General features: G+C 75.7%; 16 protein-coding genes and 1 tRNA gene. 9 read left to right on the top strand and 8 right to left on the bottom strand.

The annotated features are described in order from the left end of the window. The first annotated feature begins 67 nt into the window (after positions 1–67). Both WCD41_RS24905 and WCD41_RS24910 read left to right on the top strand, forming a co-directional pair. On the top strand, positions 68–1,240 hold the full coding sequence (locus tag WCD41_RS24905) for a metallophosphoesterase family protein (protein ID WP_337717581.1): 1,173 nt from the start codon (positions 68–70) through the stop codon (positions 1,238–1,240). Then, positions 1,237–4,008, top strand: coding sequence for an AAA family ATPase (locus WCD41_RS24910; RefSeq protein WP_337717583.1), 2,772 nt, complete (start codon positions 1,237–1,239; stop codon positions 4,006–4,008). Before WCD41_RS24905 ends, WCD41_RS24910 begins: the two co-directional genes overlap by 4 nt. Before the next feature lie 4 nt (positions 4,009–4,012). Here WCD41_RS24910 and WCD41_RS24915 read toward each other — a convergent pair whose 3' ends face one another. Genes WCD41_RS24915 through WCD41_RS24925 form a run of 3 tightly spaced genes read right to left on the bottom strand, consistent with a single transcriptional unit; the run spans position 4,013 to position 6,173 of the window. Further along, positions 4,013–4,504, bottom strand: a complete 492-nt coding sequence (locus tag WCD41_RS24915) for a DnaJ family domain-containing protein (protein ID WP_337717585.1) — start codon at positions 4,502–4,504, stop codon at positions 4,013–4,015. Next, positions 4,504–5,250, bottom strand: coding sequence for a 4'-phosphopantetheinyl transferase family protein (locus WCD41_RS24920; protein ID WP_337717587.1), 747 nt, complete (start codon positions 5,248–5,250; stop codon positions 4,504–4,506). Before WCD41_RS24920 ends, WCD41_RS24915 begins: the two co-directional genes overlap by 1 nt. Beyond that, positions 5,247–6,173: a metallophosphoesterase family protein gene (locus WCD41_RS24925; RefSeq protein ID WP_337717589.1), complete on the bottom strand. Its 927-nt coding sequence runs from the start codon at positions 6,171–6,173 to the stop codon at positions 5,247–5,249. The genes WCD41_RS24920 and WCD41_RS24925 overlap by 4 nt, the downstream gene beginning before the upstream one ends. 83 nt (positions 6,174–6,256) lie before the next feature. On the opposite strand from WCD41_RS24925, the gene WCD41_RS24930 reads away from it, so the two are divergent. The 3 genes from WCD41_RS24930 to WCD41_RS24940 all read left to right on the top strand — a co-directional run bounded on the left by WCD41_RS24930 (position 6,257) and on the right by WCD41_RS24940 (position 8,561). Continuing rightward, positions 6,257–7,483 (top strand): adenylate/guanylate cyclase domain-containing protein, encoded by a 1,227-nt coding sequence (locus tag WCD41_RS24930; protein ID WP_337717592.1) that lies wholly within the window; start codon positions 6,257–6,259, stop codon positions 7,481–7,483. Between the two features lie 87 nt (positions 7,484–7,570). Next, positions 7,571–8,029 (top strand): hypothetical protein, encoded by a 459-nt coding sequence (locus WCD41_RS24935; RefSeq protein ID WP_337717594.1) that lies wholly within the window; start codon positions 7,571–7,573, stop codon positions 8,027–8,029. 4 nt (positions 8,030–8,033) lie between these two features. Beyond that, the gene (locus WCD41_RS24940; protein WP_337717596.1) at positions 8,034–8,561 is read left to right on the top strand and encodes a hypothetical protein; all 528 of its coding nucleotides are present in this window, start codon (positions 8,034–8,036) and stop codon (positions 8,559–8,561) included. On the opposite strand, the gene WCD41_RS24945 is transcribed toward WCD41_RS24940, so the two are convergent. Beyond that, complete coding sequence (locus tag WCD41_RS24945) at positions 8,548–9,081, bottom strand: hypothetical protein (protein ID WP_337717598.1); 534 nt, start codon at positions 9,079–9,081, stop codon at positions 8,548–8,550. The two genes, WCD41_RS24940 and WCD41_RS24945, sit on opposite strands and share 14 nt — an antisense overlap. Positions 9,082–9,431: 350 nt before the next feature. Between WCD41_RS24945 and WCD41_RS24950 the strand changes: the two genes are divergently transcribed. From WCD41_RS24950 to WCD41_RS24960, 3 genes are read left to right on the top strand one after another with little or no spacing between them, the layout of a single operon-like run. Further along, positions 9,432–9,779 (top strand): ArsR/SmtB family transcription factor, encoded by a 348-nt coding sequence (locus WCD41_RS24950; RefSeq protein ID WP_337717600.1) that lies wholly within the window; start codon positions 9,432–9,434, stop codon positions 9,777–9,779. Continuing rightward, positions 9,776–10,255 (top strand): SRPBCC family protein, encoded by a 480-nt coding sequence (locus WCD41_RS24955; RefSeq protein WP_337717602.1) that lies wholly within the window; start codon positions 9,776–9,778, stop codon positions 10,253–10,255. Before WCD41_RS24950 ends, WCD41_RS24955 begins: the two co-directional genes overlap by 4 nt. A gap of 17 nt (positions 10,256–10,272) precedes the next feature. Continuing rightward, positions 10,273–10,653 (top strand): maleylpyruvate isomerase mycothiol-dependent enzyme family protein, encoded by a 381-nt coding sequence (locus WCD41_RS24960; RefSeq protein WP_337717604.1) that lies wholly within the window; start codon positions 10,273–10,275, stop codon positions 10,651–10,653. Between the two features lie 127 nt (positions 10,654–10,780). Here the strand turns inward: WCD41_RS24960 and WCD41_RS24965 are convergent. After that, positions 10,781–10,853, bottom strand: a tRNA-Asn gene (locus WCD41_RS24965). Between the two features lie 105 nt (positions 10,854–10,958). On the opposite strand from WCD41_RS24965, the gene WCD41_RS24970 reads away from it, so the two are divergent. Beyond that, entirely contained in the window at positions 10,959–11,243 is a 285-nt protein-coding gene (locus tag WCD41_RS24970) for a hypothetical protein (protein WP_337717606.1), read from the top strand. Position 11,244: 1 nt separating this feature from the next. Here the strand turns inward: WCD41_RS24970 and WCD41_RS24975 are convergent, their stop codons facing one another. From WCD41_RS24975 to dnaG, 3 genes are read right to left on the bottom strand one after another with little or no spacing between them, the layout of a single operon-like run. Further along, a complete protein-coding gene (locus WCD41_RS24975; protein ID WP_337717608.1) occupies positions 11,245–12,015 on the bottom strand; it encodes a trans-aconitate 2-methyltransferase in 771 nt (256 codons plus the stop codon). After that, the gene (locus WCD41_RS24980; protein WP_337717610.1) at positions 12,012–12,572 is read right to left on the bottom strand and encodes a hypothetical protein; all 561 of its coding nucleotides are present in this window, start codon (positions 12,570–12,572) and stop codon (positions 12,012–12,014) included. The genes WCD41_RS24975 and WCD41_RS24980 overlap by 4 nt, the downstream gene beginning before the upstream one ends. Next, on the bottom strand, positions 12,569–14,488 hold the full coding sequence (gene dnaG, locus WCD41_RS24985) for a DNA primase (protein ID WP_337717612.1): 1,920 nt from the start codon (positions 14,486–14,488) through the stop codon (positions 12,569–12,571). The genes WCD41_RS24980 and dnaG overlap by 4 nt, the downstream gene beginning before the upstream one ends. Positions 14,489–14,541 lie beyond the last annotated feature (53 nt).

Raw genomic sequence — 14,541 nt, forward strand, 5'->3', positions numbered from 1 at the left:
GTCGCTGCCCGCCCGGGCGGCGGGGCCGTTCTACGGTCGAGAGTCGAGCAGCGGAGGGAGCACCGGCGTGCGGTTCGTGCACACCGCCGACTGGCAGCTCGGCATGAGGCGGCGGGTCCTGGGGGCCCGGCCGCCCAAGGAGGCCGCCGCGGGGGTCACCGGGGAGGCCCAGGCCCGCTACGCGCAGGCCCGGCTCGACGCCGTCGCCGCCCTCGGGCGCCTCGCCGACCAGCGCGACGCCGCGTTCGTCCTCGTGTGCGGTGACGTGTTCGAGTCCAACCTCGTGGGTCCCGACGTCGTCGCCCGCGCCTGCGAGGCGCTCGCGTCGTTCCGCACGCCGGTGCTGCTGCTGCCCGGCAACCACGACCCCGCCGACGCCGCGTGCGTGCTCCGCCGGCCGGACTTCGCGCGCCGCCGCCCCGCGCACGTCACGGTGCTGGACTCGCCGGGGGTGCACGAGGTGGCGCCGGGCATCGAGGTCGTCGCCGCGCCGTGGCGCTCCAAGCACCCGCTCACCGACCTCGTCGGCGAGCAGCTCGCCGACCTCGGGCCCGCCCCGCCAGGAACGCTGCGGGTGCTGGCCGGCCACGGCGAGCTCGACGTCCTGGACCCCGACGACGACGAGCCCGCGCGCATCCGCCGCGACGGGGTGCTCGCCGCCCTCGGCGACGGCCGCATCCACTACGCGGCGCTGGGCGACCGGCACTCGACGTGGGTGGACGCCGCCGACGACCGCATCCGCCACCCGGGCACGCCGGAGGTCACCGACTTCGACGAGGTCGACCCGGGCAACGTCCTCGTCGTCGACCTCGACGAGCACGCCGCGGCCGTCGCCACCGAGCGGGTCGGGTGCTGGTCGTTCGTGCGTCACGACACGCGCCTCGACACCGACGACGACCTCGAGCGGCTCGACGCCTGGCTCGCCGCGCGTCCCGACAAGGAGCGCGCCGCCGTGCGGCTCGCGCTGGTCGGCACGCTGTCGCTGCGCCAGCGCAGCCACCTCGACGACCTCCTCGCCGCGCACGGCCACGCCTTCGCCGCGGTGGAGGTGCTCCCCCAGCACTCGGACCTCGCGACCGTGCCCGACGACGCCGACCTCGCCGATCTCGACCTGCACGGCTTCGCCGCCGACGCCGCCACCGAGCTGTTCGCGGCGGCGGGCGGGTCCGACGGAGGCGCGGACACCGAGGCCCGCGACGCGTTGCGCCTGCTGCACCGCCTCGTGGGGAGCGACCGGTGAGGCTGCACCGCATCCGCCTGCGCGACTTCCGCGGCGTGCACGACCGCGAGGTCACGCTCGCCGAGCGCGGGGTCACGGTCCTGCAGGGCGACAACGAGGTCGGCAAGACCTCCACGGTCGCCGCACTCGACCTGCTCTTCGATGCCGCCGACTCCTCGCGTCGTGCCGAGATCCGCGCCGCCCAGCCCTCGGGTGTCGACGCCGGCCCCGAGGTCGAGGCCGAGGTCTCCACCGGCCCCTACCGCTTCGTCTACCGCAAGCGCTGGCTGCGCCGCCCGCGCACCGAGCTGACCGTCCTCGCCCCGTCGTCCGAGCAGCTCACGGGCGCCGAGGCGCACGCGCGGGTGTCGGCGATCCTCGACGAGACCATGGACCGCGTGCTCTGGCGCGGCCTGCGGGTCGAGCAGCACACCGCCGTGGGGCAGGCCGACCTCGGCGGCCAGGACGCGCTGACCCGCGCGCTCGACCGGGCGGCGTCCGGGGCCGTCGGTGCCGCGAGCTCACCGCGCCCGGATCCGAGTGTCGACGACGGCCTCGTCGAGCGGGCCGTCGAGGAGCTGCGGCGCTACCGCACCCCCGGGGGCCGCGCGACGGGCGAGCTGCGCCTCGCCGAGGTCCGTCGCAGCGCGGCGGAGGCCGAGCACGAGCGCTGCCGCACCGCGCTGGAGGCCGTCGAGCGGGACGTCGCCGTGCGCGACCGGCTCGACGCCGACGTGGCGACGGTCCGGGCGCGGCGCCGGGCCCACGCCGCCGAGGTGGCCGAGCTCGAGGACCGCTGGTCGGGCCTGCAGTCCCGGCTGCGTGAGGTCGAGACCGCCCGCTCCCGCGCCGTGCTCGCCCGCGAGCGCGCGGACTCCGCCCGCGAGCGCCGCGCGTCGCGCGACGCCCTGGTGGCCGCGCTCGGGGCGGACGCCGACGTCGTCACGCGGGCGGCCGAGGCGCTCGCCGCCCACGAGGGCGAGCACGCCGCGGCCCGCGACGAGCGCGACGCGCGCCGCGCCGCCGACACCGCCGCCCGCAACGAGGCCGGCGCCGCGCGGCGGCGCGCCGACGACGCCGCCCGCGCCGTGTCCGCAGCCCGGGACCGTGCCGAGCTCGCCGACCTCGCCGACCGGCTGCAGCGCGCCGAGGTGGCACGGACCGGCCTGGCGGCGGCCGGACGTGTCCTCGCGGCCACCGCCCTCGACGCCGACGACCTCGCCGGGCTCGAGGACCTCGCGCGCGACCTGGTGCGCGCCGAGGCCGCCCGCGACGCCGCCGCCGCACGTCTCGAGCTGACGGCGCCCGCCGGGCTGACCGTGCTGGTCGACGGCACGGAGGTCACCCTCGGGGCGGGCGAGACCCGCACCCTGCCGGTGGCGGGCTCGCGCGCGCTCTCCGTGCCGGGCGTGCTCGACGTGCGGGTCCGCCCTGGCCTCGACGAGGCCGGCCGTGACGACGCGGTGCGCGAGCGGCAGCAGGCACTCGCGGAACGCTGCGAGGAGCTCGGGGTCGCCGGCGTGGAGGACGCCCGGGTCGCCCGGCGCGAGGCCGACGACGCCGAGCGCCGCGCCGAGGAGCACCGCGCCGCCCTCGCCCGCGAGCTCGCCGGTCACGGCGACGCGACTGCCCTGCGCGCCGCCCACGACGCGATCCGGGACCGTCTGGGCGAGGACATCCCGGAGGGCGACGCCGACGTCCCCGCACTCCGCACCGCCGCCGACGCCGCCCGCGACGCCGCCGACCAGGCCGCGCGGGCCGCCGACGAGGCCGCCGCGGCGTGCCGGGCCGCCGAGGACGCGGTGCGCGACGCCGACACCCGGGCCGCGGTGCTGGCCGAGCGCGCCGCCGACGCCCGCCACGCCCACGCCCGTCGCGCCGAGGAGCTGCGCGCCGCCCGCGCGGCCGAGGCCGACGCCGACCTCGCCGACGCCGAGGGCGAGCGGCTCGCCCGGGCCCGTGACGCCGAGCGCGAGCACGAGGCGCTGGCCGCCGCGCTCGCCGACGACGACCCGGACACCGTCGAGGCCCGCGTGGTCAACGCCCGCGCCGTCGACGAGCGCCTCGGCGGCGAGGCGGTGCGCCTGGAGCGCGAGCACGCCGAGACGACCGGCCGCCTGCAGGCCGCCGGGCTGGAGGGCTGGCACGACCAGGAGGCCGCCGCGGCCGCCGAGCTCGAGGTCGCCGTGCGTGAGCACGACGCGGTCGCCCGGCGCTCCGCCGCCGCGCAGCGCCTGCACGACACCCTCGCGCGCCACCGCGAGCGGGTGCGCCGGTCCTACGTCGCGCCGTTCCGCGCGCAGGTCGAGCGGCTCGCGCGCATCGTGTTCGGCTCCTCGCTGTCCCTGGAGATCGACGAGGACCTGCGCATCACCCACCGCACGCTCGACGGCACGACGGTGGCGTTCGGCGCGCTGTCCAGCGGCGCCCAGGAGCAGCTCGGGCTGTGCGCGCGGCTCGCGTGCGCCGCCCTGGTCGACCCGGCCGACGGCGTCCCGGTGGTGATCGACGACGCGCTCGGCCACACCGATCCGGAGCGCCTCGCGCGCCTCGGCGCGGTCTTCACCGCGGCCACGGCCGCCGACGGCGCCGCGCAGGTGATCGTGCTGACCTGCACCCCCGAGCGCTACCACGGCATCGGGGCCGCCACGGTCGTCCCGCTGGCCCCGTCCCGTCGTCCCGGTGAGCACGCGCGCGAGCGCGAGGCGCCGGCGGCCGTCGTCGAGGACACCCCCGCCCGGACACCGGGCACGGTCGTCGACCTCCCCCGGGCCCCACGCGCCGGCTAGACGATCACGGGCGACGGCGTCGGCGCAGCAGCCGGCGCAGCCGCGACCGTCGTGCGGGAGGCTCCACCGGCAGCGCGGGGACGGACGCCGACGCCGCGCTGCTCTGCGCGCGCCACCCCGCGACGATCTCGTCGACCCGCGGCATCGGCACCGCGACCTGGGGCCCGTCGGGGAAGCGCAGCCACTGCGCGACACGGGCGGCCACGGCGGCCACGGCGTCCCGGACCTCCCGCTCGGTCGCCATGTCCCGCACCGTCTCGGGCAGCCGGTCGACCTCGCGACGCAGGCGCAGCGGCGTGGGCAGCAGGACGTCGTTCGGGATGCCCTCGCGGTCGAGGTAGGAGCGCAGCCCCCAGTTCTCGTCGTCCGGCCGGTTCAGCCCGCGCAACGGCTCGCCGGCGCCGCGCAGCCCGTCGAACTTGCCCTCGTCCTGCGCGTCGCGGATCCGCTGCTCGACGACCGACTCGTAGCCCTCCCAGAACGCCTCGCCCCGCATCAGCGCTCGCCCGCGAACGCGTCGTTCGGACGCCTAGAAGCAGCGAACAGCACGTTCGTTGCGGCAGCAGGCGGGCGCGCCGGCAGGGCGATCGCCGTGATCACGAGGCCGTCGTGGACGACCCAGCGCCCCTCGAACCCGGTCACCTCGCCACCGTCGACGACGGGCCCGGGCACGCGCAAGGTCGCGCGGAACGTCCCGTCGCGGGCGGGCACGAGCTCGGCGTCCTCGAAACCCAGCCACGTGCCGGTGAGCGGGAACCACGCCTTGTAGACGCTCTCCTTGGCGCTGAACAGGACCTTGTCCCACCGCACCTCGGGCGCCGACGTCGCCAGCGACGCGAGCACCGCCCGCTCGCCGGGGTCCGACACCGCCTCGAGCACGCCGGCGGGCAGGGCCACGTGGGGCTCGGCGTCGAGGCCGACCGTGCGGACGGCCTCGCGCCAGGCCACCGCCGCGGCGCGGAAGCCGGCGCAGTGGGTGATCGCGCCGACGACGCCGTCGGGCCACACCGGGGCGCGCTTCTCCCCCACCGGGATCGCCGCGGCCGGCGCCCCGAGACGGGCCAGCGCGTCACGCGCGCACCCGCGCGCCGTCGTGAACTCCGCGCGGCGCGAGGTCACCGCCTTCGCGACGGCCGCCTCCTCCTCGGGCGGGAGCACGGCCCGCGGGTCGTCGTCGGTCCGCACCGCGGCGACGACCGCGCCGGGCAGGACGGTGTCGAGGGCCGCGACGGTGGTGGTCACGTCCGGGCCCAGCGCGCGCTCTGCTCGGCCGCCCAGGCGGTGAACGGGTCCGGCCCGGCACCGGGCGCGCCGGGCAGGATCTCGCGCAGCGCGCCGCGGACGAGGCCGTGGCGCTGCCACTCGCGCGGGTAGCCCACCGAGACCTCCTCGCAGCGCACGCCGTCCTCGACGGTGGTGCGGGGGATGTGCAGGTGGCCGTACACGAGCACCGTCGCGTCGTGGCGCCGGTGCCAGTCGGCGGTGGCCGTCGTGCCGCACCAGAGCGCGAACTCGGGGTGGCGCAGGATGCGGGTCGGGTGCGGCGTCAGCGGCCAGTGGTTGACCAGGACCGTCGGCATCCCGGCCGGGCGCTCGGCGAGCCGGGCCTCGGTGCGCCCGAGACGGTCGGCGCACCAGGCGGCGGCGTCGGGGAACGGGTCGCACGACATGAGGACCTCGTCGGTGCACACCACCCCGGCCTCGCGGGCGACCTCGAGCGCCGCCGCGTTCGACCACTCGTCGGGGATCGAGGGCGGCCGAACGCTGTAGTCGTAGAGCAGGAACATCGGGCACACGAGCGCCGGGCCGCCGTCGCCCTCCCACACGGGCCACGGGTCCTCGGGGGTGAGCACGCCGAGCCCGCGCGCGACGTCGACGAGGTGGTCGTAGCGGGCGGGGCCGACGAGGTCGACCTCGTCGCCCGGCGGGGTCCACAGCTCGTGGTTGCCCGGCACCCAGATGACCTTCGCGAAGCGCCCGGCGAGGATCTCCAGGGCCCACGCGACGGTGTCCACGCGGTCGCCCACGTCGCCCGCGACGATCAGCCAGTCACCGGGGTGGGTCGGGTGCAGCTCGCGGACGATGTCCTCGTTGTCCGAGCGGTTGGCGTGCAGGTCGCTCGTGGCCAGCAGGCGGGGCCGACTGATCGTGGGGCCGCCGGTCATGGGTCCTCCCTGTCTCCCGCCCGCCACGGTACGGACCTCCCGCACGAGATGTCGGTGTCCGGGGCCCCTGGCACCATGAGCAGGTGCCGCCGCGCCACCGCCCGTCGCTGCCCATCCCGGCGCGGATCCGGTCGGTCTGGGCGGAGGGCGACTACGAGCGGGCGGGGCTGCTCGAGGGTCTCGCCGGCGACGCGCGGCGCACCCGCGTCTCGGTCCTCGAGTCGCTCGCCGCCGACGGCGTGGCCATCGACGCCATGCGCGACGCGATCGCGCGCGACCGCCTCGGGCTGCTGCTGCTCGAGCGCACGCTGCGGCCCGAGGACGGCCACTCGCTGACCGACGTGTGCCGCATCGCCGACATCGACGCCGACGTCGTGCGGCGCTGGTTCCAGGCCCTCGGCCGGCCGCTCGCCGCCGATCCCGACGAGCCGATCTACACCGACGAGGACGTCGAGATCGCGCAGCGGATCCACCGCTACCGCAGCCTGGGCTTCTCCGACGAGGAGTTGATGCCGGTCGTCCGGGCCATCGGCCGGGGCGTGCTCAACATCGCCGACGCCCTCGGCGGGCTGCTCGGCGAGGCGCTGCTGCGGCCCGGCGAGCCGGAGCCCGAGATGGCGCTGCGCTACGCCACCGAGGCGCGCCGCATCGTCGAGGACGACTCGCTGCACCTGGTCCACCTCGTGGCCGCCGCGCTGGCCGACCGCATCCGCTCGCACGCGCTCGCCGTCGAGGAGTCGAGTGCGGGACGGCTGCAGGGCGCCCAGGAGGTCACGGTGTGCTTCGCCGACCTGGTGGGCTTCACCGACCTCGGCGAGACGGTCTCGGCGGTCGAGCTCAGCGAGGTGGCCGAGATGCTCTCGGCCTGCGCCACCGAGGTGTCGGTGCGGCCGGTGCGCCTGGCCAAGACGATCGGCGACGCGGTGATGCTCGTGTCCCCCGACCCGACGCTGCTCGTGAGCGCCGCCCTCGACCTCGTCGACACCTGGGCGGGCCCGCAGGACGGGCGTCCCGCGCTGCGCGTCGGCGTCGCCAACGGCGTCGGCGTCCCGCACGCGGGCGACTGGTTCGGCCCGCCGGTCAACCTCGCCAGCCGCGTCACCGAGTCGGCGCGCCCGGACCAGGTGACGGTGACGGCCGCGGTCCACGACGCCGTCCTGGCCGCGGGCGGGGACGACCCGCCGTTCCGCTTCCGCGCGGCGGCCCCGCGCAAGTTCAAGGGTGTCCGGGGAGCGCAACGCCTGTACCGGGTCCAGCGTCGTCCGACCGGGGCTTCCGGCAACGGCGCGCCCATCGATGCGGTGAACTAGCGCCCTCGGCGAATGGACACTGCTCCATCTGGACTATTCCTCGGGCGAACGTCGGAGAAGGGCCGACGTCCGAGAGGAGTGTTCGACGTGGAGACCAAGAACAAGAGGCGCCTCGGCGCCGTCGCCGGCGGCATCGCCCTGGCCTGCGTCGCGGGCGTCGCGCTCGCCGCATGGCTCTCTAGCGGCGCCGGTACGGCCGAGGGCAGCTCGACCCAGGCCGTCAACTCGACGATCACGCCCGCGACCGGGGCGGCCGGGCTGTACCCCGGGGCCACCACGACCGCGACGGTCACGATCAACAACCCCAACGCCTACCCGGTGATCGTGGCCTCGGTCTCGCCGGGCAGCTCCAACGCCACCGCCGGCAGCTGCCCGGCCGGCACCGTCACCACCGCCGGGCTGACCAACCCGTCCGGGACGATCGCCCCGGGGGCCACCGGCACCTACACGCTGACGGCGAAGATGATCGGCAACCCCGACAACGCCTGCCAGAACCAGACCTTCGTGCTGCCGCTCACCGCGAGCCTGGCCTCCGCGGCCCAGTAGCCCGATGTCACCGCGACGCGCCCGGTGGTCGTCGCAGCGGCGGCGGTCGTGGCGGTGGTTCCTCCGCCGCCTCCCGGCCGTCGGCGTAACCGGTGTCGCCGTCGCCGTCCTGCTGGGCGCCGGGCTCGCCTCGGCGGCCTGGCTCTCGAGCGGCGGCGGCACCGGCACGGCCCGGGGAGGGCAGGCCGTCCCACCGACGACGACCGCCGTCGCCGGCACGGCGATCACCACCAACCTGCTCTACCCCGGGACCAGCGGCGACGTGAAGCTGACCGTCAACAACCCGAACGTCTACCCGGTCACCGTCACCTCGGTGAGCGCCAACGGCGCGCCGACGGCGTCCGGGGGGACGGGGACGTGTGCGACGACCGGCGTCAGCCTGACCGGCGCGACGCCGGGCACCGCGATCCCCGCGAACTCCTCGGCGACGCTGACCCTCACCGGTGCGGCGTCGATGACCAGCGCCTCGGAGAACGGATGCCAGAACGCGACCTTCACCATCCCCGTGACCGTCGCGATCACCAGCGCCTGACGCGCCCGCGACGGTGGTCCACGGCGGCCGTCGCCGCCGTGGTCGTCACGCTGCTGCTCGCGGGGAGCGGCGTGGCGGCCGCGGCGTGGCTCTCCCGCAACGCCGGGACGGCCACGGCCAGGGCCGGGAGCATCAGCGCTCCGACGGGGGTCACGATCGGCACCATCACGTGCGCCACCAGCGGCCTCGTCACCACCGCCACGATCCCGGTGAGCTGGAACGCGGTGAGCGGGGCCGGGCAGTACACCGTCGACTCGACCCGGACGCTGAACCTCGGGGTGCCCCCCTCCAAGACGGTGACCACCACGTCGACGACCCTCACGACCACGACCACCCTGGGCGTCGGGATCACCGTCACGGTCTCGGCCACCGCCGGCACCTGGACCAGCGTCCCCAGCGCGGGGGTGTCCAAGCCGGTCAACTGCCCCACCGCGCTGACCGCCCCGCGCGCGAACACGACAACCCCGGCGCCGACGACGACCCCGCCGACGACGACCCCCGAGCCGTCCTCGAGCAGCACGACGCCGACGACGACTCCGCGCTAGGGACCGCGAGAGTGGTGGGCCGGGGGCCCGCTCCCCAGCTGCCTGGTCCGGCCCACCACTTCGCCGTCGGTGCCCCCGGGCACCGGTACACCGGGACTGCTCACCGGCTCGGAACAGAGAGTGCCCGGCCCCCGACCGGCCGCACCAGGTGTCCACGCCGAGGTTCACTCGACACGGGCACGGGTTCACTCGACCTGGGGAACCCTCAGGGCTCGGACGACCTCCGGACGCTCGTGCGCGTCGGCCGGGTCCCACCACTTCCGCGACGCTCTCCGTCGTTCTAGGCTTACCGTTCGTGTCAGCTTACCGAGATGCCGGACTGGGGTTGCTGGGCGACCCGATGCGCCGCGCGATCTTCGAGACGCTGGCGCAGCGGCCCAGCTCGGTGGGTGAACTCGCCGAGCAACTGCCGATCTCTCGCCCGGCGGTGTCGCAGCATCTGAAGGCGCTCAAGGACGGTGGGCTGGTCGTCGCGCACGCCGAGGGCACTCGGCGCATCTACCGGCTCAACCCCCAGGGCGTCGCCGCGCTGCGCTCGTGGCTCGACGGCGTGTGGGAGCACGCCCTGGCCGATTTCCACAAGTTCGCCGAGCAGACCGTCGCCGACGAGACCGCCGGCACCGACCACCCCGACATCGACCACCCGAACCGCTCCACCAAGGGGATGCCATGACCGCGCCGATCCCGGCGATCGAGGGCAAGACCACCGTCAACGTCAGCCGTGACCGCGCCTTCGAGCTGTTCACCGGCCACTTCGGTGCGTGGTGGCCGCGCCAGTACCACATCGGCAGTGCCGAGGTCGCCGACGTGGTCCTCGAACCGCAGGAGGGCGGGCGCTGGTTCGAGCGCGGCGCCGACGGCAGCGAGTGCGACTGGGGTCGGGTGCTGAGCTGGGAGCCCCCGGAGCGGGTGGTGTTCACTTGGCAGATCGGCGGGGACTGGCAGTTCGACCCCGACCCGTCCCACGCCAGCGAGATCGAGGTCCGCTTCCACGCCGACGGTCCCGAGCAGACCACCGTCGAGGTCGAGCACCGTCACTTCGAGCGCCTGGTCGGCGGCGAGGGCGTCTACGGCGCCATCGAGCACGGCGGTGGTGGCTGGGTCGCACTGCTCGCGGCCTACTCGCAGATGGTCGAGGGCCAGCAGTGACCGCGGCGGTCGACACGATGGGGCTGGCCGGCGACGAGCGCACCGACATGGCCGAACCGGCGGGGCTGACCGCGATGATGGGAGGCAAGATCGCCCTGACCGACGGCATGATCCACCACCAGGACATCCGGCGGCCCTTCGGGCTCCCGCGTGAGATACCGGCCGATCGACTGATCGCCGCTCTCGACACAGCGAAGACCGCGCCCACGATCGGCGCGGCCAAGCGGATCAACCGCCTCACGCTCACCGCCACCGACATCGACTGGAGCACCGGCGACGGGCCCGAGATCACCGGCAGCGGCGAGGCCCTGTTGATGGCGATCGCCGGGCGTCGCGGCATCACCGCCGAACTGTCCGGCCCCGGGGTCGCCACCCTCTCCGAACGGATCGACGGCTGATCCGAGCTCACTACTCGGCCACGGAGCTCGGGCACGCGAAGGTGTCGATCACTCAGGACCGCCACCCGGGCCGGCGGGCCCGATCAACAGAAAAACCCCAGGCCAGCGCGCTGACCTGGGGTTTCGGCTCCTCCGACTGGACTCGAACCAGTAACCCTTCGATTAACAGTCGAATGCTCTGCCGATTGAGCTACGGAGGACCGTGGTGTCCTTGCGGACTCCTACACGCTACCCCACGGGCCCCACCGCCTTTCCGTGCGGGGTGGGGCAGGATGGGCGCCACGAGACGTCGGGGAGGAGAACGCATGAAGATCATTCCGTTCCTGCTGGGTGCCGGCGTGGGGTACGTCCTGGGGACGCGCGCGGGCCGGGAGCGCTACGAGCAGATCGCGCGCGCGTACCGCCAGGTGGCCGACCACCCGAGCGTGCAGGGCGCCGCCGGCGTCGCCCGGGCGAAGGCCGGCGAGGCCGTCCAGACGGGCGTCGCGCTCGCGAAGGAGAAGGTCGCGCCGTCGGGTGGTGCCGAGACGGCGGGCGGCGCCGAGCCGTCCGCGCCGGGCCGTGCCGCCGCCAACGGTTCGGGGCGCTGAGTCAGGCCCCCAGTACGGCGAACACCCGGCGGAAGCCGAACCAGGTGACGCCGGCGTCGCCGGGCGGGTAGGCGTCACGCAGGCGGGGTGCGAGCTCCGCGCGCAGGCGCTCCCACCCGTCGTCGTCGAGCGCGTCGCGCACGGGACGCAGGGTGGTGCCCGCGATCCAGTCGCCGACGGGGTCGTCCCCCGTCAGAGGGTGCAGGTAGGTCGTCTCCCAGCAGTCGACGACACCTCCGGGACGGGCGGCCGCGAGCAGCCGGGCGTACTCCTCGGGCGGGCCGACGCCGTAGGCGGGCAGGCCGGCGGGGACGCGGTCGGCCCAGTCCGGGCCGGCCAGGAGGTCGCGCGCGATCACGTGGGACGGAGACCGCTCGTTGCCCGGCATCTGCACCGCGAGCCAGCCGCCCGCGGGCAGGTCGCCGGCCCAGCGGGCGAGGAGCTCGCGGTGCTCGGGCACCCAGTGCAGCACCGCGTTGCTGACGACGACGTCGGCCTCGGGGCCGGGGACGAAGTCCCGGACGTCCGCGAGCTCGGCCTCGACGCCGTGCTCCCGGGCCGCCGCGACCATGTCGGGCGACGCATCCGACGCCCGCACCCGCGCGTGCGGCCACCGCCGGGCGAGGACACCGGTGAGGTGCCCCGGCCCGCACCCCAGGTCGACGACCTCCCGTGGCGCCGTCGCCCCGATCCGGGCGACGAGGTCGAGGAACGGGCGCGCACGGTGGTCGTCGTGACGGCGGTAGAGCTCCGGGTCCCAGGTGAGGGTCACGGGCGGGCGTCCCGCAGCTTCTCCCCCACCCCGGCCGCGACCGTGCGCACGACCTCCGGATCGGTGCCGGGGTCGGGGCGCACGTGCAGGACGATCCCGGCCCCGGGGACGCGGCGCTGCACGAACCAGGCGCCCCCCTCGCTCTCGCCGTCACCGAGATCGTGGTGCTGGCTGTCCTTCACCGCCGCGGTGACCCGGCGGTGCACGGTCTCGGGCAGGCGGCCCGGCGTCGTCAGCGGCACCCGGCGGGGCGCACGGTCGGCGAGCACGACGACGCCGCCGGCGAGCTCCTCGACCTCGTCGGCCTCGATCACCTCGAGCGCACCCGAGGCCCAGGTGGCCTTGGTGACGAGGTGCCACGGCACGCGGTGCGCCCCCTCGCCGGACCCCGCCGGCGGGAGCCAGAGCCCGCGGTCGGTGGCCAGCACGATCGACCCGCGCGGCCCGCGACCGTCGGCGATCACCCGCTCGCCCTCGTCGAGCGTGCCGGCGAAGCCCTCCGGGACCGGCTCGCGCCCGGTGAGCAGGGCGCCGAGGCGGTCGAGCAGGCCGCTCACAGCGAGACCGCGCCCGCGGCCTGCGACCGCAGCGCCTTCTTGTACTGCTCGAGCGCGACGAGGTCGCCGTAGAGCTCGTGGTACTCGTCGGCGTCGTTGAGCGGCGACAGGCGCTGCAGCCGTGACTTGATCTCCGACACCTGGCGCTCGACCAGCGTGCCCTGCAGCGCGCTCATCATCGAGGTGATGTAGCGGTGCTCGTCGGTCTCGCGGGTCTGCAGCGGCTCGACGGCGAGCTCGTGGACCAGCGAGCGGTAGCCGCTGGGGACCTCCTGCCCGACGGCGGCGATCCACGCCGAGCCCGACCAGCCCACCGAGGTGCCCCCGGCGGCGAGCACCGCGCGGTGCACCGCGAGGTAGGCGTCGTTGCTGAACGCGTCCTCGGGCAGGGAGTCGTACACGGGCCCGGCCAGCGCCGGCGACTGCAGCGCCGCCTTGAGCACCTCACGCTGCACGCGCAGGCGCGGGTCGTCGCGCGCGGGCAGCGGCGGGCCGTCGGTGCCGGTCCCCGAGCCGTTGCCCCCGGAGCCGCGGCCGGCGGCCCGCCGGGCCGGGGCGCGGCGGGCGGGGGCGTCGGCGGGCGCGCCCGCGGTCTCGCGCACCCGGCGCACCACCTGCGCCTCGTCGGTCCAGCCGACCCAGCCCGCGAGCCGGCGGGCGTAGCCGTCGCGCAGGTCCTCGCGGCGGATGCGGGCCACCTCGGGCACCGCGCGCTGCAGGGCGGCCACCTGGCCCTCGACCGTGGCGAGGTCGTGCTCGTCGAGGATGCCGCGGATGATGAACGAGTAGAGCGGGGCGCGCTGGGCCACCAGGTCGCGCAGCGCCACCTCACCGCGGGCCTGGCGCAGGTCGCACGGGTCCATCGACTCGGGCGCGACGGCGATGTAGGTCTGGGTGGCGAACTGCTGGTCGCCCTCGAAGGCCTTGCGCGCCGCGGCCTGCCCGGCGGCGTCGCCGTCGAAGACGTAGATGACCTCGCCGCGGTCGAACGAGTCGTCCATCAGCAGGCGGCGCAGCACCGCGACGTGCTCGTCCCCGAACGCCGTGCCGCAGCTCGCCACCGCGGTGGTCACCCCCGCGAGGTGCATGGCCATGACGTCGGTGTAGCCCTCGACGATCACCGCCTGACGGGTCTTCGCGATCTCCCGCTTGGCCTTGTCGAGCCCGAAGAGCACCTTCGACTTGTGGTAGACGGGCGTCTCGGGGGTGTTGAGGTACTTCGCCTCGATGCGGTCGTCGTCGAACAGCCGCCGCGCCCCGAAGCCGACGACGTCGCCGCCGAGGTCGCGGATCGGCCACAGCAGGCGGCGGTGGAAGCGGTCCATGTGGCCGCGCTGCCCGGGGCGCGACAGGCCGGCCTTCTCGAGCTCGTCGAGCGTGTAGCCCTGGGCGAGCAGGTGCTTGGTCAGCTTGTCCCACCCCGAGGGCGCGAACCCGCAGCCGAACTCCTCGGCGGCCGCCTGGTCGAAGCCGCGCTCCTGGAGGAACTCGCGGGCCCGCTGGGCCTCCCCCGGCGCGCGCAGCTGCTCGGCGTAGAACTCGGCGGCGAGCTTGTTGGCCGCCAGCAGGCGGGCGCGGGTGCCGCGGTCCTTCTGGACGCTCGACCCGCCGCCCTCGTAGGTCAGCCGATAGCCGATGCGGTCGGCGAGCTTCTCGACGGCCTCGACGAAGCCGAGCTGCTCGATCTTCATGATGAAGTCGATGACGTTGCCGTGCTCGCCGCAGCCGAAGCAGTGGAACGTCCCGTGGCTGGGCCGGATGGTGAACGACGGCGACTTCTCGTCGTGGAACGGGCAGAGGCCCTTCACCGAGCCGCCGCCGGCGCGCCGCAGGGCGACGTACTCGCTGACGAGCTCGTCGACCCGGTTGCGGTCGCGGACCTCCGCGATGTCCGCGTCCCGGATGCGCCCCGCCATGGCACCGAGTGTAGGACCCGACCCGGGAAGCTTCGTCGCCATCGGGCGGTTCC

It is taken from the genome of Actinomycetospora aeridis (assembly GCF_037400275.1).
GTDB lineage: Bacteria > Actinomycetota > Actinomycetes > Mycobacteriales > Pseudonocardiaceae > Actinomycetospora > Actinomycetospora aeridis.

Bases quoted from the DNA above. Each gene is read 5' to 3' on its own strand.
- WCD41_RS24915 (WP_337717585.1), bottom strand. From the start codon at position 4,504: ATGCGGGGCGAGGCGTTCTGGGAGGGCTACGAGTCGGTCGTCGAGCAG.
- WCD41_RS24925 (WP_337717589.1), bottom strand. From the start codon at position 6,173: ATGACCGGCGGCCCCACGATCAGTCGGCCCCGCCTGCTGGCCACGAGC.
- WCD41_RS24940 (WP_337717596.1), top strand. From the start codon at position 8,034: ATGTCACCGCGACGCGCCCGGTGGTCGTCGCAGCGGCGGCGGTCGTGG.
- WCD41_RS24955 (WP_337717602.1), top strand. From the start codon at position 9,776: ATGACCGCGCCGATCCCGGCGATCGAGGGCAAGACCACCGTCAACGTC.
- WCD41_RS24960 (WP_337717604.1), top strand. From the start codon at position 10,273: ATGGGGCTGGCCGGCGACGAGCGCACCGACATGGCCGAACCGGCGGGG.
- WCD41_RS24970 (WP_337717606.1), top strand. From the start codon at position 10,959: ATGAAGATCATTCCGTTCCTGCTGGGTGCCGGCGTGGGGTACGTCCTG.
- dnaG (WP_337717612.1), bottom strand. From the start codon at position 14,488: ATGGCGGGGCGCATCCGGGACGCGGACATCGCGGAGGTCCGCGACCGC.